Source organism: Desulfovibrio psychrotolerans (assembly GCF_013340305.1).
GTDB classification, from domain to species: domain Bacteria; phylum Desulfobacterota; class Desulfovibrionia; order Desulfovibrionales; family Desulfovibrionaceae; genus Halodesulfovibrio; species Halodesulfovibrio psychrotolerans.
Window position 1 is genome coordinate 44,413 of record NZ_BLVP01000001.1, and the last position, 20,537, is coordinate 64,949.

Annotated in this window: 12 protein-coding genes; 1 reads left to right on the forward strand and 11 read right to left on the reverse strand. The window is 59.2% G+C overall.

Annotation, left to right across the window (positions count from 1 at the left end; all coding sequences use genetic code 11):
- Positions 1–4: 4 nt before the first annotated feature.
- From gcvPB to HUV26_RS00230, 9 genes are all read right to left on the reverse strand, one after another.
- The gene (gcvPB, locus tag HUV26_RS00190; RefSeq protein WP_174408085.1) at positions 5–1,453 is read right to left on the reverse strand and encodes an aminomethyl-transferring glycine dehydrogenase subunit GcvPB; all 1,449 of its coding nucleotides are present in this window, start codon (positions 1,451–1,453) and stop codon (positions 5–7) included.
- Positions 1,453–2,784 carry an aminomethyl-transferring glycine dehydrogenase subunit GcvPA gene (gcvPA, locus tag HUV26_RS00195; RefSeq protein WP_174408086.1) on the reverse strand — a complete coding sequence of 444 codons (1,332 nt, stop codon included), beginning with the start codon at positions 2,782–2,784 and terminating at the stop codon, positions 1,453–1,455. The genes gcvPB and gcvPA overlap by 1 nt, the downstream gene beginning before the upstream one ends.
- Positions 2,785–3,101: 317 nt before the next feature.
- Positions 3,102–3,485 carry a glycine cleavage system protein GcvH gene (gcvH, locus tag HUV26_RS00200; protein ID WP_174408087.1) on the reverse strand — a complete coding sequence of 128 codons (384 nt, stop codon included), beginning with the start codon at positions 3,483–3,485 and terminating at the stop codon, positions 3,102–3,104.
- 225 nt (positions 3,486–3,710) lie between these two features.
- Positions 3,711–4,124 (reverse strand): response regulator, encoded by a 414-nt coding sequence (locus HUV26_RS00205; protein ID WP_174408088.1) that lies wholly within the window; start codon positions 4,122–4,124, stop codon positions 3,711–3,713.
- A 70-nt stretch (positions 4,125–4,194) separates the two neighbouring features.
- Positions 4,195–5,874, reverse strand: coding sequence for a phosphoglucomutase (alpha-D-glucose-1,6-bisphosphate-dependent) (gene pgm / locus HUV26_RS00210; protein WP_174408089.1), 1,680 nt, complete (start codon positions 5,872–5,874; stop codon positions 4,195–4,197).
- A 135-nt stretch (positions 5,875–6,009) separates the two neighbouring features.
- Positions 6,010–9,603 (reverse strand): PAS domain-containing hybrid sensor histidine kinase/response regulator, encoded by a 3,594-nt coding sequence (locus tag HUV26_RS00215; protein WP_174408090.1) that lies wholly within the window; start codon positions 9,601–9,603, stop codon positions 6,010–6,012.
- Positions 9,604–9,877: 274 nt separating this feature from the next.
- Positions 9,878–10,786: a transporter substrate-binding domain-containing protein gene (locus HUV26_RS00220; protein WP_174408091.1), complete on the reverse strand. Its 909-nt coding sequence runs from the start codon at positions 10,784–10,786 to the stop codon at positions 9,878–9,880.
- A 64-nt stretch (positions 10,787–10,850) separates the two neighbouring features.
- Positions 10,851–11,951, reverse strand: a complete 1,101-nt coding sequence (ychF, locus tag HUV26_RS00225) for a redox-regulated ATPase YchF (protein WP_174408092.1) — start codon at positions 11,949–11,951, stop codon at positions 10,851–10,853.
- A 255-nt stretch (positions 11,952–12,206) separates the two neighbouring features.
- Positions 12,207–14,969, reverse strand: coding sequence for a M16 family metallopeptidase (locus HUV26_RS00230; protein ID WP_243451193.1), 2,763 nt, complete (start codon positions 14,967–14,969; stop codon positions 12,207–12,209).
- A gap of 422 nt (positions 14,970–15,391) precedes the next feature.
- On the opposite strand from HUV26_RS00230, the gene HUV26_RS00235 reads away from it, so the two are divergent.
- Complete coding sequence (locus HUV26_RS00235) at positions 15,392–17,383, forward strand: STAS domain-containing protein (protein ID WP_174408093.1); 1,992 nt, start codon at positions 15,392–15,394, stop codon at positions 17,381–17,383.
- A gap of 47 nt (positions 17,384–17,430) precedes the next feature.
- Here the strand turns inward: HUV26_RS00235 and HUV26_RS00240 are convergent, their stop codons facing one another.
- On the reverse strand, positions 17,431–20,016 hold the full coding sequence (locus HUV26_RS00240) for a TIGR03960 family B12-binding radical SAM protein (RefSeq protein ID WP_174408094.1): 2,586 nt from the start codon (positions 20,014–20,016) through the stop codon (positions 17,431–17,433).
- Between the two features lie 131 nt (positions 20,017–20,147).
- The gene (locus tag HUV26_RS00245) at positions 20,148–20,492 is read right to left on the reverse strand and encodes a hypothetical protein (RefSeq protein ID WP_174408095.1); all 345 of its coding nucleotides are present in this window, start codon (positions 20,490–20,492) and stop codon (positions 20,148–20,150) included.
- Between the last annotated feature and the right edge of the window lie 45 nt (positions 20,493–20,537).

The following is a 20,537-nucleotide window of genomic DNA, read 5'->3' on the forward strand; positions in this document are numbered from 1 at the left end:
TATCCTAGGCCGGGTCGATGAGGATCATCGCGCGGGCGGCCTTGGTTTCGTCCAGCCGGCGCACGGGGGTCTTTACCGGTGCCTGCTGCAGTTCCACGGGATCGCGCTTGGCGGTTTCCAGAATCTCTATGAGGTCGTCTACAAAGGCATCCAGCGTTTCCTTGCTCTCTGTTTCCGTGGGCTCATACATCATGCATTCCTTGACGATGAGCGGGAAATAGATGGTGGGCGCATGGTAGCCCTTATCCAGCAGCGCTTTGGCGATATCCAGCGCGCGTACGCCGCAGGCGGCCTGTTGGTCGCAGGCGGAGGCCACGAATTCGTGCATGCAGATGCGGTTGTAGGGAATGTGCATGTGCTCTTCCAGCCGTTTGCGCAGGTAGTTTGCATTGAGCACCGCATATTCGGACACGCGCCGCAAGCCTTCGCCGCCGAGACGCAGGATGTAGGCGTATGCCTTGAGCACCACGCCGAAGTTACCGTAGAAGGGGGCCATGAAGCCGATGGACTTGGGGTAGTCGTAGTTCAGGTAGAAGCGACCGTCGCGCAGCTTGTCTACGCGGGAGATGGGCAGGTAGGGTTCCAGACGTTCGGACACGCCCACGGGACCGGCACCGGGACCGCCGCCGCCGTGCGGGGTGGCGAAGGTTTTGTGCAGGTTGAGGTGCACCACATCGAAGCCCACATCGCCCACGCGCATTTTGCCCATGATGGCGTTGAGGTTGGCACCGTCATAATAGAGCAGGGCATCTACCTTGCGCAGCTTTTCCACGATTTGTGGCAGGTGCTTTTCGAACAGGCCGAGCGTGTTGGGGCAGGTCATCATCAGCGCGGCTACTTCGTCATCGAGCACGGCTTCCAGCGCGGCGGGGTCCAGCATGCCGTCTTTGGAGTCGATATTCACGACTTCGTACCCGGCAAGGGCCGCGGAGGCGGGGTTGGTGCCGTGGGCGGAGTCCGGGCAGATGACCTTGGTCTTCTTGTTGCCCTTGTCCTTGTGATAGGCCGCGATGAGCATGGCACCCGTAAGTTCGCCGTGCGCCCCGGCCATGGGGTGTAGCGTGAAGGCGTGCATGCCTGTGATTTCGCACAGCAGGCGTTCGGCTTCGTACATGACCTCAAGCGCGCCCTGCGTGTACAGACCGGCACTTTTTATCTGCGGAAGCAGAGGATGCAGCGAGGCGAAACCCGGCAGCGCGGCCACATGCTCCGTGAATTTGGGGTTGTATTTCATGGTGCAGGAGCCGAGCGGGTAGAAGTTTGAATCTACGCCGTAGTTCAGGCGGCTGAGGCGCGAAAAATGGCGCACCACATCCAGCTCGCTCATTTCCGGCAGGGCGGGTTTGCGGGCGCGGAGCAGGTTTTTGGGGATAAAGCTTTCCGCACGCTCTTCCGGCATGGGCGGCAGGCAGGCGGAGCGTCCGGGAACGGATTGCGCGAAGACGGTCTTCATTACAGTATTCCTCCCAGCATTTCGGCCAGAATGCCGACCTGTTCAAAGGTGTGCTTCTCTGTGCAGGCCATGAGCAGGACGTTGTCCATGTCTTTGTAGTACCTGCCGAGGGGGAAGCCTGCCACGTAACCGCGCTCCACAAGCTTGTCCACGGCCTCAAAGGCGCTGATGGGCAGGCGCACGGCCACCTCGTTGCCGAAGGGGGCGTCGTTCAGGAGCGAGACGCCGGGAATGGCAGTGAGGCGGTCTGCAAGGTAGTGGGCGCGCTCCATGGAGAGTTCCGCCGTGCGGATGAGGCCTTCCGGCCCGAGCAGGCACAGGTGCATGAGGGCGCGCAGGGCGCACAGGGCCTGGTTTGAGCAGATGTTGGACGTGGCCTTGGCGCGGCGTATGTGCTGCTCGCGGGCCTGCAGGGTGAGCACGTAGCCTTCCTTGCCGTCCACGTCTTCCGTGCGGCCCACGATGCGGCCCGGCATCTGGCGGATGAGCTTTTCCGTGCAGGCCATCATGCCGAGGTAAGGACCGCCGAAGGACAGCGGCTGACCGAGGCTCTGGCCTTCTGCCACGGCGATGTCGGCTCCCATTTCTCCGGGGGTTTTGAGCACCGACTGCATGACCGGGTAGACGGAAACGATGCCCAGCGCCTTTTTGGCATGGGCATGGGCGAAGAGGTCTGTAAAGTCGCTCATGTTGCCGAAGAAGTTGGGGTTTTGCACCACAACGGCGGCGCAGTCTTCGTCTATGGCGGATTTGAGGGCCTCTATGTCTGTCATGCCGTCCACATGGGGGACGGTGACAAAGGCGAGGTTGAGGTTGGACGTATAGGAGGCGAGCATGGTGCGGTAGATGGGGCTTACCGCTTCACAGATGACGAGCTTGCTGCGCTTGGTGGCGCGAACGGCCATCATCATGGCTTCGAATATGGCGGAGCCGCCGTCGTATACCGAGGCGTTGGAGGCATCCATGTCTGTGAGGCGGCATACCGCCGTCTGAAATTCGAAAATCGCCTGCAAGGTGCCTTGGGAGGATTCCGGCTGGTAGGGCGTGTAGGCTGTGTAAAATTCGCCGCGCGAGATGAGGCCTTCTATGGCTTTGGGGATGTGGTGGTCATAAAACCCGGCACCGAGAAAGCTGACGAGGTCTGTGCGGTTTTTGGCGGCGAGGGATTCCAGATGGGAGCAGACTTCCATTTCGCTGACGCCTTCCGGCAGGTCGAAACTTTTGGGGCGCATGGCGGCGGGGATGTCTGCGAACAGGTCTTCCATGGTTCTGACGCCGATGACGTCGAGCATGGTTTTGAGGTCATCCGGTGTGTGCGGAACGAAAGGCATATGGCCTCCTGTGGCCTGCAAGAGCACCTGACGGCGCCGGCAGGGTTGAGGAACGATGGGCGCATCCGGCGGTGAGCCGGGTGACAAGAACACGCGATACGCATGACGCCATGCCGTGCTGTCCACGGACGGCACGGCACAACGGTCAGGGCGATGGCGAAATGTCGTGCAACAGCCGTTTACAAAGGCAATGTGCACAGGTTTTGCGGGAGATGTACGGATAGGGCGTATGGCAACATACACCGTATTTCAGCACATTCTCTGCACCCGGCATTGTACCTTTTTACGCGGCTTGCTGAAACGACTTTTTCAGCCTGTTAATGTTCCTCGCTGGCGGCGAGTTCTGCGTATTCCGTGGCGGAGAGCAGGTTGCCGGGTTCGGAGGAAATGCGCACCTTGATGAGCCAGCCTTCTTCGTAGGGAGATTCGTTTACTTTTTCGGGGGAGTCTTCCAGCGCGGAGTTTACGGCGATGACCTCGCCGCTGACGGGAGCGTAAAGCTCGCTGGCGGCTTTGACGGATTCAATGGACCCCATTTCGGCACCGGCGGCTACGGTATCGCCCACGCCGGGGAGTTCCACGAAGGTGATGTCGCCCAGCAGTTCCTGTGCGAAGTCGGTGATGCCGACGACGGCTATGTCTCCATCGATGTCGGCCCATTCGTGGGTTTTGTTGTACAAAAGATTGTCAGGGGTTTTCATGAGGTTACGCCTCCTGCTTGGTGGGTTGGTGTTGTGGTTGTGTGGTTTGGGGCAGCCTGTGGCTGCCGTTGCTGTTGCATACATTTGCTCACCGGGATGAGCAAGGGTGTATGTGCGTTTTCAGCAAAAAAAGAGGGAAAATATGCCAGAAGCAGCACCGTGACCAAAAAAAGACGGCCAGCACACACATAGGTGGGGCTGGCCGGGGAATACTGTTTTCACAGGCTACTCGGCGGATTTTTCCAAGGTGACACCCATCGACTGGATTTCGTCCAGCAGCGTCTGCTTTCGGATGGGTTTAACCATGTAGCTTATGGCGTGCCCGAGGAAGAATGCGTCGTGCACTTCCTTGGAGTCGTCAAGGCCGGAAATCATGATGACCTTGGCGGCTTTTTCCGCAGGGACGCCCACTTCCTTTTCTATTTCACGGATCTCGCGCAGGGTGTCCTGCCCGTCCATGTTGGGCATCATGATGTCCAGCGTGATGACATCGTACGGTTCGCCATCCTTGAGGGCGGTGCGGAACGCCTCTACGCCTTCCTCACCGTCTGCTGCCACATCAACATACCCATACGGGTGCAATATCTTCTGCACGAGTCTGCGGCTGTCAAAGTCATCATCCACGATCAGAAACTTCATTCCTACCCTCCAGAATAGTCGGGAACATGCCGGGGAAACAGTACTCCCCGGATTCAGAGGCGTCAATACGCTATCCTTTCGCAAGTCCGGGCACAGGGTTTTCCGCAAGCCTGAACGCATCTGCCACTATGGTTCCGGCCTCTTCCTGCAATTGGCGCAGGTGGTCCTGCCCGGCAAAACTTTCTGTGTAAATCTTGTAAACGTCTTCCGTACCGGACGGGCGGGCGGCAAACCAGCCTGCTTCCGTAACCACCTTGAGCCCGCCTATGGCGGCACCGTTTCCCGGTGCGTGGGTGAGCTTGGCGGTTATGGGGTAGCCTGCAAGGTGCTCAGCCCGGACTGCATCGGGCGAAAGGTTTTTGAGTACCTTTTTTTGGCGGGCATTGGCCGGAGCCTGCAGGCGTTCGTAAATGGGCGTGCCGTGGCGTTCTGTCAGGGCGGCGTAGGACTGGTGGGGGTCCTTGCCGGTTACGGCGAGCATTTCGCACGCCAGCAGGTTGAGGAGAATGCCGTCTTTATCCGTGGTCCAGACCGTTCCGTCATGGCGCAGGAAACTCGCTCCCGCGCTTTCCTCCCCGCCGAAGCCGCAGGAGCCGTCCAGCAGTCCGGGCACAAACCATTTGAACCCCACGGGAACCTCGCACACGGGCCTGCCCAGTTCCTTGCCCACCCGGTCTATCATGGAGCTGGAGACAAGGGTTTTACCTATGGCGGCATCTGCACGCCAGCCCTTGCGGTGCGTGAAGAGGTACTGGATGGCGGCGGCAAGATAGTGGTTGGGGTTCATCAGCCCTGAGCGGGTGACGATACCGTGGCGGTCTGCATCTGCGTCGTTGCCGAAGGCGATGTCGTATGCATCGCTCAGGCGGATCATGTTGCGCATGGCCCAGGGAGACGAGCAGTCCATGCGTATCTTCCCGTCCTTGTCCAGCGGCATGAACCGGAAGGTGGGGTCTACTTCCCTGTTCACAAGTGTGATGTCCAGCCCGTACTGCTCCGCGATGGGTTCCCAGTAGGCAAGGGAGGAGCCGCCCAGCGGGTCTGCCCCTATCCTGATACCTGAGGAGCGTATGGCCTGCATGTCCAGAACGGAGGCCAGATCGCGCACATACGGGGTGATGTAGTCGTAGTACTGTGTCGTGTCGGCCTTGCGGGCCTTGTGGTGGGGAATGCGTGCCACATCGTTGTTTCCTGCCTCAAGCAGCGCATTGGCCCGCTGTTCTATCCATGCGGTGGCATCGGTATCGGCAGGACCACCGTGGGGCGGATTGTACTTGAAGCCGCCATCTTCCGGGGGATTGTGCGACGGCGTTATGACAATGCCGTCTGCCTGCGCGGCGGTATCCTTGCGGGTTTTATTGTAGCAGAGGATGGCGTGCGAGATAACGGGGGTGGGGACGTAGCCGTCCTTGTGGTCCACGAGTACGGTGACGCCGTTGGCGGCGAGCACTTCCAGCGCCGTGCAGTGGGCGGGTTCCGACAGGGCGTGGGTATCCTTACCCATGAAAAGCGGGCCGCGTATGCCGCATTTGCGGCGGTAATCGCATGCCGCCTGTGTTACGGCGAGGATGTGCGCTTCGTTAAAGGCGTGGTTAAGCGCGCTGCCGCGATGTCCTGACGTGCCGAAACTTACCCGCTGCGCCGGATCGGTCATGTCCGGCTGCTCCAGATAATAGGCGGATATAAGCTGCGGAATGTTTATCAGAAGCTCGGCCGGGCTGAGTTCTCCCGCCAGAGGATGAGCTGCCATGCGTTATCCTGTTCTACGGTGAAGATGTTGAACGACATTGGAACGGGTTATACCCGTATGGGAAAGACATCTCAAGGGAAATTGCTAAGTTATAACAGGGGTACGCCAAATGGACGGGGTGCGGGGGAAAGCCGGTTAGTCCGGGAGGAGGGCGTGTATGTTTGCAAGGTAGCCGGAAGTTTCCTGCACGGTTTGTTCCACGCCGGTTTTGAGTGCTGCCAGCAGGCGCGGCAGGTCTTCCGGGGCATCGTGGCTTTCTATCTGGTCTGCAATTTTTGCCAGCGGCTCAGCTCCGAGGGTACGCAGCGAGGATTTGAGGGAGTGGGCCATACGGCTGATATCTGCAAAATTGCCGCCTGCCAGTGCGTCTTCCATCTCCTGTATGGCCTGAGGGGCCGCTTGTGAATAGACGGCAAGCAGGGTGGAAATAACCTGCTTTTTTCCGGCAAGTTGTTTGCAGATGAGGGGAAAATCACTCAGTGTATCGTCTGCGGTAACGGAAGAGGGGAATCGCTGTCCGGCTGCGGGAAGGGAGGTATGTATCTTGTCCGGAAACAGGCCGGAGAGAGTGGCGCGCAGTTCTTCCAGTGTGACCGGTTTGGGCAGGCAGGCATTGACTCCTGCTGCTTCATACCGGACGTGGTTTTCCGGCTCTATGTGCGCTGATAAAGCTATGATGATGGCTTGCTGCGCAATGCCGGACCGGGTGCCGGAACGGATGATGCGCGTGGCCTCCATGCCGTCCAGCACGGGCATCTGAATGTCCATGAGCACGGCATCATACCGGTTATGTTCCATGAAGTGCAGCACCTCGTCCCCGTCCTGGGCGACAGTGACGTTGTGGCCGTCGATTTCCAGCATCTGGGTTATGACCATCTGGTTGAAGGTATTGTCTTCCGCCACGAGGAGGTTCAGGCCGGAAACGATCGGGCCGGAAATGATCGGGCCGGAGACGCTCGGACGAGAAAAGCTCGGGCCGGAGACGCTCGGATCATAAATGCTGGGACCGGTAATGACCTGACCGGAAATGACAGGGCCGGGGGCAGACAGGGGGAGGTATTCATGGTCGGCCCCGACATGGCCGGATTTTGCGGCAGCGCCCTCTGCACCGACAGAGCTGTCCGTACAACGGGGAAGCACGTTCCCTGCGGGGGGGCGGAGACTGGCGGGCGGGGCATCCGCTATGAACAGCGGTATATCCACCTGGAATACGGAGCCTTTTCCTAGTGTGCTGTCCACCTCAATGGTGCCGCCCATTTTCTCCACGAGATGGCGGGATATGGCCAGCCCCAATCCTGCGCCGCCGTACCTTCTGGTGACGGAGCCGTCCGCCTGTGCAAAGCTTTGGAAGATGGTGTCCAGTTTGTCTCCGGGGATTCCTATGCCCGTATCCGTGACGGTGAAGCGCAGCCACATGCGGTCATCCAGCATGTTTTTGAGGAACGCCGCGCCTGTGATTGCCTGCGATGCAGAACAGCGCAGGGAGACGGACCCGGAATCCGTGAACTTGATGGAATTGCCCACAAGGTTGATGAGCACCTGCCTGATGCGGGCGGCATCTCCCACGAAATACTCAGGCAATGACGGGTCGGCGGACGTGGTAAGGGATATCTGTTTGTGCCCGGCCTGCACCTGCATGAGTGAGTGGACGTTATCCAGCAGGTCTGCGAGGTCGAACGGATAGGGATCCAGCGAGAAGTTGCCTGATTCCATGCGGGCAAAGTCCAGCAGCTCGTTCATCAGCTTGAGCAGCATGGTGGCAGCATCGCGGAGCACGGTAAGGTTCTTTTTTCTGAGCGGGTCCGTTTCCGTACGCAGGGTGAGATCGGCCATGCCGACGATGGCGTTCATGGGGGTGCGTATCTCATGGCTGATGTTTGCCAGAAACTCGCTTTTGGCCCGGCTTGCCTCTTCTGCCGCCTCTTTGGCTGCGATGAGTTGCTGCTCCGCAAGCCTGCTGGGGGTAATGTCGCGCACGAAGCCTTCCAGCCCGGGTTTGCCGGCATGGGTGCGGATGCGGCGGGCGTTTTCTACCACCCATATGTGCCTGCCAGTTTTTGTCACTGCCTGTGTGACGAAGTTCTGCACGATGCCGTCCTGCCTCATGTGCTCGATGAAGGTGTCGCGTGTGTCGGGAGAGGCATAGAACATCTGCATTCTGTTGTTCAGGGCCTGACACATTTCATCGGCACTGTTGTATTCGAACATGGCAACCATGGCCGGGTTGAGGCTGGTGAATTCTCCGTCCTCGGTGCTCTGATAGATACCGTCCGGCGCATTTTCCACAATGGCACGGTAGTTTTCCTCTGCTTTTGCGAGGGCGGCCAGAGTGTTCTGCTGGTCGGTGATATCCTCAAAACTCCCCACGGCGCCGATGACGTTACCTGCCGTATCCAGCAGCGGTTCCGTATTCTTGATGACCGTGCGTTTTTGCCCGGTACGGGTGCGTATGCTGCACTGTAGACCCCGGCTGGACAGAGGGGTGTTGTGCAGTATGGGGCAATGGGACGCGCAGGGGGTGGACATCATGAACGAACAGTTTTCTCCAATGGCCATGGCTGCCGGATACCCAGTTATTTCCTCCGCCCTGTCATTCCATGCGGTAATAATGCGTTGTTCGTTCACGGTGAACACGGCACTGGGAACCACCCTGTTGAGCTGCTCGGCCTGTCTGCGTGAAAGGACGGCGATACGTTCTGCCTTTTTGCGTTCCTCAATCTCTTCCTGCAGCAGCCTGTTCTGGCGGCTGATGAGATTGCGGTGCAGTCCCGCTTCATCAAGGCGGGCACGCAGGGTGGCGTTGCGCAGTTCCATGCGGGCGGCAACAACCGAGGTTATGAGGGTGACAGCGGCAATGAGCGAGAGGATGAGCAGGTTTTTTTCCGGCAGCATGCCTTCTTTTTCATGTAAGGAGGGGTACAGCGCGATGATGTCGAAATTCGTTCCGCCGACTCTGTTGCGGATGGCGTGCGCTTCTATACGAGTACCCGAACCGTCATGCAGGGAGACAGTTTCGAGGACCCCTGAGCGTATTCTGTGATGATCGGGCAGCGAGATGTTGTTCAGTGCGTCTGGCTTCATAAGCGGCCCGGAATGGGTTTTTCCGTGCACAAGGAAGGAAACGTGGTTTTTCTCCGCTGTTACGAGAGACAGATAGGCGGACAGCGCGGCATGGGGAATTGTGGCAATGATATGGCCGAGGGTACGGTTTTCATACAGGTAGGGCATGATTATGGCCACGCTCCCCTGATTCCAGTCGGCCAGATGCAATGTGGGTGATGTGGTGTCGTGGTAGGCAAGCGTGGAGATGGGGCGGTCCTGTGTTGTGACGAGGATGGCTTCTCTGGCGATGGCCTGCAGCGTCATTTCTCCGTTAGCGTCCACGTAGGTTATCTGATCGTATGCGGGGACGCCGTTCAGACTGTGACCGTTGACGAAGCGTTCCAGCTGCGCCTGAATCTGCGTGATGCTTGCCCCCAGCCCGTATTTCATGGACATGCCGAGTCCCTTGTTTTGGTAATACGAGGCGAACAGCGGTGACTGGGCGAGTCCGTTCAGGGCGTGGAGGTGCTCCTGAAAGAAGTGGGCAAAGGCGCGTGCTTCTCTGTCTGCCTCGGAAATCACGCGTGCATGCTGGGCTTTCTGCAAGGTTTCTTTGGATTCATGCAGCAGGGCGATGAGCAGAAAGAGAAACAGTCCCATGAGGAAAACAGCACAGTAGAGGGCCACGCGGGGCCAGCCTGCGGGGCGACCAGAATTTGTGGCAGGTGGGGGGGGCGTGGATTGTGTGGATAGCGGGGACAGCGCAGATGGCGCAGTGGGGACGGAGGCCTGAGCGTAAGGCATTTCCCCAAGCGTCTCCTGCTCGCCCTGCTTACCCAGATCCCCCCGATCACCCAGACCACCCCGGTCACCCCGATCACCCCGATCACTCAGATCACGAGGTTCGGGTGATGCGTTTGATTCGTGTGGTTCGTGCGCAACGCGAAGCCCACGAGGTTCGCTAGGGGAGCTGGTCATTCAGCAGCTGCCCGAAGTAGGTCTGAAAGTATGCAATAGCATCCGGGTAATACTTTTTCACCAGCATCTCGTAGGTGCCGTCCAGCAGACTGCGACGGAAAAACGCGTTGAAGGACTCCTGCAGAGCTTTTGATTCCGGAGCGAAGGCGACTCCCATGCGTTGTTCGTCCGAAATGGGGCCGATGATCTTGAACTGGCCGGGCCACTTGCTCAGCGCCACCAGAGCATCCGGCACGTCCAGAAGCACGGCGTCTGCTTCGTCCCGCAGAATGGCCGGGGCGAGCATGTTCAGGTTCATTTCACTGATGACGATGCGGGCCCCTTCATCTTCCAGATTATACAGTGTGGGGTCTGTGCAGGTGTGCGCCTTGCCTAGTACGCTTATGCCCTTGAGCAGGGCGCGCACGGACTTGATATCCGCTTCCACGGAGGCTCCGGGAGTAATGGGCGCAAGCGGGGATTGGGCGTTGGTTACCAGCCATACCTGTGTGGGAAAGGTGGGGGTGGAGAAGCGGGCCAGCTTTTCACGCCATGGGAAGATGGTTATGCCGCTGGCGAGAATGTCTCCTCTGGGTTCTGCGGGAGCAGGGCCACCCGGTGACTGAGGTCTGCCCGTGAGGTCGGCGAACATGGTGTCCCACTGGGTTTCCACAAAGACATACTTTGCCCCGAGGTGTTTTGCGAACAGCCGCATGAGGTCGGTATCCAGCCCGTCCTGCTGGCCGGTGACGAAGTTGGCGTAGGGCAGGCCCAAGTGCCTGAGTTCTCCGCGTGCGCTGATTTCCTCAGGCGTGACGGCGCGTGCTGCGGGAGCGAAGGTGATGGCGCAAAGAAAAAAGCCGAGGAAGCACTGGATGAGCAGTCTTCCCCGGCTATGGAATTTATTGTGCATGGCGTTACCCCGTTCCAGCAGGAGTCCGCAGACGGCCAGCGCCTGCGGCTACGGGGTAACCCTACTAGACATTAAAGAGGAAGTGAACCACATCTCCGTCTTTGACGATATATTCCTTGCCTTCTGACCGCAGGACACCGGCAGACCGGCAGGCTGATTCGGTTTTGTGTTTCACGTAGTCGTCATAGGAGATAACTTCCGCACGGATGAAGCCGCGCTCGAAGTCGGAGTGGATGACCCCTGCCGCCTGCGGGCCTGTCCAGCCCTGACGGATGGTCCATGCGCGAACTTCCTTTACGCCTACGGTGAAGTAGCTGATGAGCCCGAGGGTGTGGTAGCCCGTGCGGATGACCTGCACGAGACCGCTTTCTCCTATGCCGTAGGATTCCAGAAGCTCTTTTGCTTCTGCCTCTTCCAGCCCCTGCAGTTCTTCTTCAACCTTGGCGCAAATTTTCACCATGTCGCAGGAGCGGGCTGCGGCAAAGTCGGCCAAACGCCGGACGTGCTCGTTATCTTCCTGCAGGCCGTCTTCATCCACATTTGCGCAGTAGATGATTTTTTTGTCCGTAAGCAGGGCGAGGTCACGGAAGTGGGGGGCAAGGCAGTCCAGCGTGCGCTCCGGGAAGGAGGCGGCGGGGTTTCCGGCGTTCAGAAAGCCGAGCAGCCGCTCCATGGCTTCCACGGCGGGGCGCATGGTTTTGTCGCCCTTGGAGGAACGCTGGAGTTTGTCCAGCCGTTTTTCCACGGCCTGTATGTCTGCGAGGAGCAGTTCGGTTTCTATGGTTTCGATGTCGCGCAGCGGGTCTACGGAGCCTTCCACGTGGGTGATGTTTTCGTCATCAAAGCAGCGCACCACTTCCAGAATGGCGGCAGCCTCGCGGATGTTGCCGAGGAACTGGTTACCCAGTCCTTCGCCCTTGCTTGCGCCCCGGACCAGACCGGCTATGTCGATGAAATCAATAGTGGCGTAGAGTGTGCGCTGCGGATTGGCTATCTGCGTGAGCACGTCCACGCGCGGGTCGGGCACGGGGACTGTGGCCTTGTTTGGCTCTATGGTGCAGAAGGGATAGTTGGCGGATTCCGCATTCTGCGCCTTGGTAAGGGCGTTGAAAAGGGTGGATTTGCCCACGTTGGGCAGGCCTACGATGCCGATGCTCAGTGCCATGTGATCTACTCCGGGAAAAAAGATGGGAACGCACGGTTCCGGGCGGCTAATACGTTCTTTTTGTCCGAAAGACAAAGGAAATCTGCATGTCCTCCCGGAGGGAACAGGGGGGAGGGCGTAGTGTGTCCGCAGTCTGCGGCGGACCTAAGCCCTGTGGGGAAAGATGGAAGCCGGATGACAGGAACGTTTTTTACCATGAACGGGAAGGGCCGGCGGAGTGTTCCGCCGGCCCGTGGTTGTTATACGGATAGCCTGTTACGGCACGACCCGGATGATGTAGGCGGAATCCGGCGTAAGGTATTTGCGGGCCAGAGTACGCAGGTCTTCTGCTGTCAGTTTTTCCGCCATTTCAACGGCTGCCCGGTTCATGTCCAGCGGGAAGCCGGAGGAGGCGAGGCCTGCGGCTTCTGAACTGCGGCTGCCGAGGCTCTGGTGGTTGCGGTAGTAATCGCCGCGCATCAGGTTTTTACCACGGACAAGCTGTTCTTCCGGCAGGAGGTTGGCGTGCAGGTCGGCGATGACCCGGCGGAAGCCTGCGAGGGCTTCTTCTTCCTTTTCCGGGTCTGTGCCTATGTAGAACACCAGAATGCCCGCCAGTTCTGACTGCCACGGGAAGGCGGTGACCGTGTAGCCGAGCCCGTGCTTGTCGCGCAGGTCGCTGAAGAGCAGGCCGCTCTGCCCGGAGAGGATGGTTTGCAGCAGGTCCAGCCCCGGGCCGTCTTCAGTGCCCATGGGAGCCGTTTTGAAGACCATGAGCAGGTGTGCCTGATTGCGGTCTTGCAGGGTCAGGGTTTTGGACGGATCTGTTCCCCATTCCGGCACGGGAAGGGAGAGCTTGTCTGCCTGCGGTACGGGCAGGGCTGCTGCCATGCGGAGAATGGCGTCACGGTCGAACCGGCCACACACAGCGATGGTCCACGGTTGCCGCATCTGCTCGGCCCAGAAGGTAGTGAGGTCCTGCCGGGTGAAGGCATCCAGTACGTCTTCCGTGCCGAGATGGTAATAGCCGTAACTGTGGTTGCGGAACAGGAAGGGGAACATGTGCCGGAAGGCGAGGCCCAGCGGCTGGTCTTCCCGCGATTTGATGGCGGCCTTCTGGTTGGTGACCTCTCTTGTCACTTCCTCGTCAGCGAAGGCAGGTGTGAGCAGCACATCGCGGAAAAGGCCGAGCATGTCGTCGCTGAATCGTTCCGGGAACTTGGTGCGCACGGTGAAGGTTTGCCTGCCTGCACTGGCACCTATGTCCGAGGCGCGGTTGGACTGGAATTCTTCCATGGCTGTGGCGTTGAAGGATGCCGTGCCCTTGGTCAGGGTGCGGGCGGTGAGTTCTGCCAAGCCCTGCCGGGATGATTCGAGCAGGCTGTCGCCGCCCTGAAATACCATGTCCATGGCGACATAAGGCAGAGTGTCGTCCGGAATGAGGATGACGGTTCGGCCGTTGCCCAGTTCCACGATTTCTGTTTCGGTTCCACGGGATTCCGCATCAGCCTTTTTTACGGCAGCCGGGTTGACAGGCCAGATTTTACGGGTGGCTTTTTCCAGAGCCGTGGCGCTTAAGGAGGCTTCTTCCGGCAGCAGGAAGACGGCGTGCATCTTTTCCGGCCGGAGATAGGCGCTGATGGCCTCCTGCAACTGGGCATGTCCTGTCTGGCGCAGTTGCAGGATGTAGTTGGCCTCGCCCTGCTCGCCGTTATTAAAGAACTGGAACATGCCTATCTTGGAGGTGAGCCCGGGCAGGGTTTCCTTGACCCGGAACATGGAATCTTCCAGATTCATGCGGGCCCGCTCAAGCTCCTCATCGGTGAATTGCGAGGCGTTCAGCCCCGCAAGCATGGCCACCAGCTCATTCCAGAAGGTTTCCGTTTTATCGGCGTCGAGCACGGCGGTGAGGTACAGGAAGCCGACCCGTTCGAAGGCGTAGGCTCCCAGTGAGATGCTGTCTACAAGCTGCTTTTCGTACTTGAAGGTGCGGTACAGCAGCGAAGTGGGGTCGCCGCCCATGAGTTGCGCCAGCACCTCCAGAGAGGTGGCGCGCGCATCGTTGAAGCCGTGGATGGGCAGGGCGGCACTCATGTACACCTTGTTCCACTTGCCGTGTTCCACGGTTACGGTGGGGCCGTCCGCAAAGGGGGTGATGTCTATGGAAGCAGGCGGGGTGACGGGGCGTGTGTTTTTAAGGCCGCCGAACATGGATTCCGCCTCGCGCAGCACCTCTGCCTGACGGATATTGCCGCTGACCACCAGCAGCATGGACTGGGGCTGATAGTATTCCGCGATGTAATTCTTTATGTCTTCACGCGTGATGGCGTTGACCGTTTCGTGGTAGCCGATGATGGGATGGGCATAGGGCGTGCCCGGCAGGGTTTTGGCCGAAATGCGCTTGAACAGCAGCTGGCTGGGGTTGTCTTCGCCGCGCTCCAGTTCGGATATGACCACCTTTTTTTCCGATTCCAGTTCGGCGGGGTCTATGATGGCATGGAAGGCCATATCTTTGAGCACGTCCATGGCGGTGCGCCAGTGGGCGTCCGGGACATCGGCAAGGTAGACCGTGTAGTCGAAGCTGGTGGCCGCGTTTATGTAGCCTCCGGCTCCTTCAATGGCTTCTGCCATGCCGCCCTTGGGCCGCTTTTCCGTGCCCTTGAAGACCATGTGCTCCAGCAGGTGACTTATGCCCGCCAGCTTGGGAGTTTCATAGGCGGAGCCCGCATGGACGTACAGTCTTACGGAGACGAGGGGAAAGCGCGCGTCTTCCAGAGTAAGCACGGTGAGGCCGTTGGGAAGGCGGGTGACGTTTGCGCCCCAAGACGGAATGTCTGCGGCAGAAGCGGAGGCAACGGATGCGGCGGATGTCCGGGGGGCCGTTGCAGGAGACGATTCCATCGGGGAAACGGGAGTATTTGCAGTGGGCAACATGGCCTCGCTGGTGAGTTCAGAGGGTTTATCCACAAAGTGGAACAGGGATATCATGACGATCATGATGACCAGACCTGACAGGAAGCCGGAAAATCGTTGAAACATTGTGAAGCTCCTGTGTATTCGGGCAGTGCGGCTCAGGGGCTGGCAAAAATGGGAACCACCAGATTCAGGCCGGTGCGGGCATGTATCAGTCCGGCAGGCCCGAAGATGACGTGCGTGAGAGCTTGTACCATTTTTGGCCGCCCTGCGGAATGGTGTTTTCCGCAGTCAGCTGCATGCACCGTTTGCATACCCTAACGCCGGGGCAGGCGGTTCGCAACGTGTCTGTGCGGGTTTGATACAGATAATCGCCAAACACCTCAAGGCAAGGTTTTTCTATGAATACTTTGCCTGCGCGGAGGAAAGGTGCATATTGTCCTTGTTCCTGTAAAAAGGTATGGAGTTTAATGCTGCCCTGTACGCAGGGCGGAGCGTGTTGCGCCCATTAAGGGGAAAACTGCAGGCATTAGCGGATGGAGTGTTGCATGGCACAGTCGTTACGGGAAGTTTTTTGGGAACAGGCGGAGGCGGCTCTGCAGGGGTTGGAGCCGTATCTTCTGGAACTGGAAGTGACAGAAGGCGAGGCGGATGCCGAACTGCTCGGACGGGTTATTCGCACTGTGCACGGACTGCGCGGCGGGGCGGAGCTTTTGGGCATGGAACGCGCTGTTCGCTTGGCCCGTATGGTGGAGTGCGTGTTCAGCATGGCCCGGGACGGTGCGCTGGTTTTGACGCAGGACATTGTGCGGGCTTCCCTGAAGGCGTGGCGTCTTTTTGAAGAAATGGTGCGCCTTGGCATGGACGGACAGGAGGATATGGAAGATTCTTTGGCGTATCATCAGACATATGACACGCTTGCCGTGCTTGCCAAGTCCGGTTCCGAACTGGCTGAGGAGCTGGAGACACAGTATGCCGTTCCTCTGCCTGACGGGACACCCGCCTTGCGTGTGGGAAGGTATGAACTGGAAAAATGCCTGCGGGACGGTTCCTATCTGTATCTTATCGAGTTCCATGCGGGGGAGGATATTGTTGCCAAGGACAACTCGCCCCTTAGTCTTCTGGAATATTTGCAGAAGAGCGGACATGTGCTTGCCACGCACTGCGCGGTGAACGCTGATGTGCCTGTGGACTCCTGTCTGGTGGGTGGGGGCAGGTTGCATGTGCTTTTTTCCACCATTCTGGAACCTGACCTTGTGGATGCGGTGTTCATGATGGACAGAGGGCGCATACACACGGTGGATGTGCAGGCTGTGCTGGACGGAAACGGTTCGTGGCGGAATCTCACAGAGGGGGGATATCTTTCCGGCGATGCGGAAGAGGGGCATGACGAACCCATGGAAGGCGTGGATGAACTGGTGCAGGCGTATAATCTTGCCATGGCGGATTTGCAGGAGGGAGGGCGTATTCCCTTTGAGCCGTGGGATGACTATGCGACGGCACAGACCGTTCCTCTGCTGGAACTGGGCATGCCTGTGCAGGGGGGCGGAAGTGATGAAGGGGGGAATGGCGGGACGGATGAGCTTGTCGGTATGGAAAAGGAATGGCTGCTGCCGGAACCTGTTTTCGGGGGTGCCGGACAGGATGTGGGGGCGATGGCTGGCTTGGAGGAGAGGGTGGGCAAAGGGGTGTTTGCAGACCTTGCTCCGGTGGACGACCTGATGGGTGACCTTGTGGATAACCCGTTGGGCGATTTGGCGGGCGACTTGGCATATGACGTTACGGATAAAGTTACGGATGACGTGGCGGACAGTTTTGCCGACAGCGGGGACTTTGCAGCGGCTGCTGACGGGGTTGGCGATGCATCCATGATGCCGGAGGATGCCGGAAGCGGGGCAGCGGAAGACTATTCAGCGATATTGCTTGAAGCCGCGTACGATGAATTGGCGGGGGGCATAGGGGATATGCCGGACGAATTTTCTTCTGAGGATGCGGTGAGCGGAACATTTGAACAGGACCTGCAGGTGCTGGCGGAGCCCGATGCCGACCTGTTCATGGATTCCGGAAGGGTGCCGGATCTTTCCTATCTGGACGCAGGCAGGGAGGATGCGGATTCCGGCGGGATTCTGCTTATGCTTGATGATGAGGCGCAGAACGAATGGCAGGTGGATGCGCAGACGACAGGAGACAGACCCGATATGACGGGCACTGAGAAGATCCAGGCGACGCTGCACGGGTTTGCCGTTTCCGCCGATGGAGAGGGGGCTGTTCTTCTGCTGGACGGCGACATTACCGTTGCCCATGCCGGACGTTTACGTGAAGCCCTGCTGGACCTTATGCAGGAGCACGCCAGCGTGCAGGTGGACGCCCGCGCCGCAGAAGGTGCGGACCTGACCTTTGTTCAGGTGATGCTTGCCGCGCGCAAAACGGCGGAAACCCGCGGCGTGGCCCTTGCCCTGAAAGAGCCGGTGGGCCAGGCCGTGGCGGAAGTGTTCCGGCAGTGCGGGCTGGATGTGTCCATGCAGCGGGTGGGGGCCTGAGTAGGGAACATCCCCTGTATTAGCAGCGAGGGGCTTTACCGCATGGCTCAATCCATATGCTGTTCCGTTTTGGTGAGACGGAAATCCAGCAACCCGAAGCCGGGCAGTGCCGCCAGCACGAGCTTGAGCGGCGAGACGTAGGTGGATGACCAGTCCAGCGTGAGCATGGTGCCTTCTTCCGTTTCTTCCGATATCTTGTGAAAGATCGGGCGGATATCTACGGTGCGTTCCCCTTTTTTGGTTTCCCGGGTCCATATCTGGGATTCCGACTGGCGGAACGCTGCAAGCGCTTCCTGAAATTCCTGACGGCGTTCGGCCGGACCTGTGTATTCCAGCAGAAAATCTTCGGCAATGGCCTGTGACTGGCGTTTGCCCATATCCAGCCGCTGGATGCGCGTGGGAACCATGCCCCGGGGAAATCCGGTGGCGATGGCGTGAAACAGGTTCTGGGCGGGCATGTCTTCGCGCAGGAAGATGTTCACCCATTCCGCCCTGCTGGCAACGCCCACGGGCAGCGCCTTGCCGAAGGAAATGAGCGGCAGGGGATGGAAGCCCTGCGAGAAGGTCATGGGCAGGCGGGCACGGCGGAATATGCGTTCGAACACCGCCTGCAACTCCAACTGGGAGAGGAAGGTTGCCGGTCCTTCCTTACTGTACCATATGCGGTAATGCGCAGCCTTGTGGCCCAATTCGGCGGCTAGTTGCGGAGGCTTGCCGCTCTCTCCCGCCGTTTGTCGCACGTTGCCCCTCTCGTCCGTTTCCGGCTGATGGGCCTGCTGGTCGCGTTCAGGAAAATTCAGGACGTTGGCGTATGTGGTCTGCGGAGTAAGGCGGTCCAGCAGGGACGGCTGTTTGCCCACATCGCACACGCCGCACAGGCGGCACCCGGCATAGCGGCAGTCATCCGTCACAGCCATTTCGTAGGCGCGTTCCCGTTCTTTCTGTAAAAACTCACGGGATATGCCGCTGTTGATATGGTCCCACGGCAGGGGGGCCTGTATGTCGCGTTCCGCGATATATTCTTCATGGCTAAGGCCGTGTTCCGCAAGGGCTTCCAGATACGGGGCAAGGGCGAAGTGCTCCATCCAGCTGCTGAAAACCGCGCCCTTGCGGTAGGCGGTTTCCACCACATCTGCAAGACGCCGGTCGCCGCGCGAGAAAATGCCTTCCAGCGCGCTGGAGTCCGGTTCATGCCAGCGCATGCGCATGCTTTTTTCCTTGGCGAACGCGTTGCGCAGGTAGGTGATGCGGCGGCGGATTTCCGTAAGGGGAATCTGTGCCTCCCATTGGAACGGCGTATGCGCCTTGGGTACGAAGGGGGAAATGGAGGCGGTGACGTTGAGCCTTTTCACGTAGCCCGCAGCCCCGCGTACCTTGCGGCACAGGTCTACTATGGCGTCCAGATCGGCATCTGTTTCCGTGGGCAGGCCGATCATGAAGTAAAGCTTTACCTGCTGCCAGCCGTGCTGGAAGAGTTTGCGCACATGGAGCAACAGCTGTTCTTCGGTTACGCCCTTGTTTATCACGTCGCGCAGGCGCTGGCTGCCTGCCTCCGGGGCGAGGGTGGCTCCTGTACGGCGTATGCCCGCCATGCGTGCCATGATGTCGTCATCTATGGAGCCTACGCGCAGGGAGGGCAGGGAGACGGAAATCTGTTCTTCACTGCACCGGTCTACCGTGCGGGTGAACAGGGTTTTCAGCGCGGAAAAATCGCCCGTGGACAGGGAGAGGAAGGAAAGCTCGTCGTAGCCCGTGGCGCTGAGCGCCTTATGCAGGATGCCTTCCAGTTCTTCCACTGAGCGTTCCCGCGCCGGACGGTAGATGATGCCCGCCTGACAGAAGCGGCAGCCGCGGGTGCAGCCGCGGCCAATTTCCAGCGCGAGACGGCTGTGCACGGCACCGAACGGAACCGGCTGGATAACCGGGAAGGGCGCGGTGTTCATGTTCGGAACCACGCGCCGTGCCGGAACCGGGATGTCCGGGCGGACGGGGACGAGCGGTTTATCGCTGTCTTCCGGTTGGAAAAATGAAGGCACGTACACACCGGAAATGGCGGCGGCGCGGAGCAGGAAATCCTGCCGGGAGGTGCCCTGTTCCCTGCATTGCCGGAGAAGCTCCAGCAGTTCCACCATGAGTTCTTCGCCCTCGCCAAGTGCCATGAGATCCATGAACGGGGCAAGGGGTTCCGCAGCCAGCGTGCAGCCGCCGCCCGCCATGACCACGGGAATATCCAGCGTGTTTCCCCTGTCCTTGCTGCGCAGGGGGATGCCGCCGAGGTCGAGCATGTAGAGCACGTTGGTGTAGCACAGCTCATGCGTTACATGAAAGCCCAGCAGGTGCATGCTGTGCAGCGGGGTATCCGACTCCAACGTGGAGAGGGGCGCGCCGTGTTGCCGCAGTACTGTGGCGGTTTCCACACAGGGAGTGAAAACCCGTTCCGCCCACCAGTCTTCCCGCTCGTTGATGATGCCGTACAGGATTTTTTGTCCGAGGTAGGACATGCCCACCTCGTACATATCGGGAAACGCGAGGGCCACATGCAGGGAGACTGCGCTTAGCTGTTTGTGTACGGCACCTTCTTCTATGCCCAGGTATCGCGTGGGCTTGGGAACAAGCGGGAGCAGTTCGCGCATGGAGTGTTTCCTTGATGGTTGGGGAACGGCGTTGGCCGTGATTATGCAATCCGGAAGTATTCTGAAAAAAGCTGAAAAGGGGCGGTGTGTGCCACCGCCCCGGGAAACCGTTTGAGATGACAGCCGGGAAGCTACTTGAGCAGCTTGGAGATATCGGAAACCTTTCCGCCGCCCTGCAGGTTCATGCCGCCGAGACCGCCCGTGCTGAGGGTGAGGTTGGAGATGGATTCCATGTATTTGGTCTTCAGTTCCTCAGGGCAGTTTTTGTATTCGTACAGCACGTGGGAAAGGCTGATGCTGCCGTCGAAGTCCTGCTCAAAGGGATAACCGAAGGGCAGCATCATCATCTGCACGCCCTGCTGGGTGGGCACGGTCTGCAACGCGGCGACTTCGGTCATCTTGCCTTCTTCCACGCCGGTCTTGCCGATGACCATGTCGCCGCTTATCAGCTTAACCAGCTTAACTACGTATGCCATGAATATTCTCCTTGGGGTTTTCTTCCGCGCAATAGGTATGGCGCA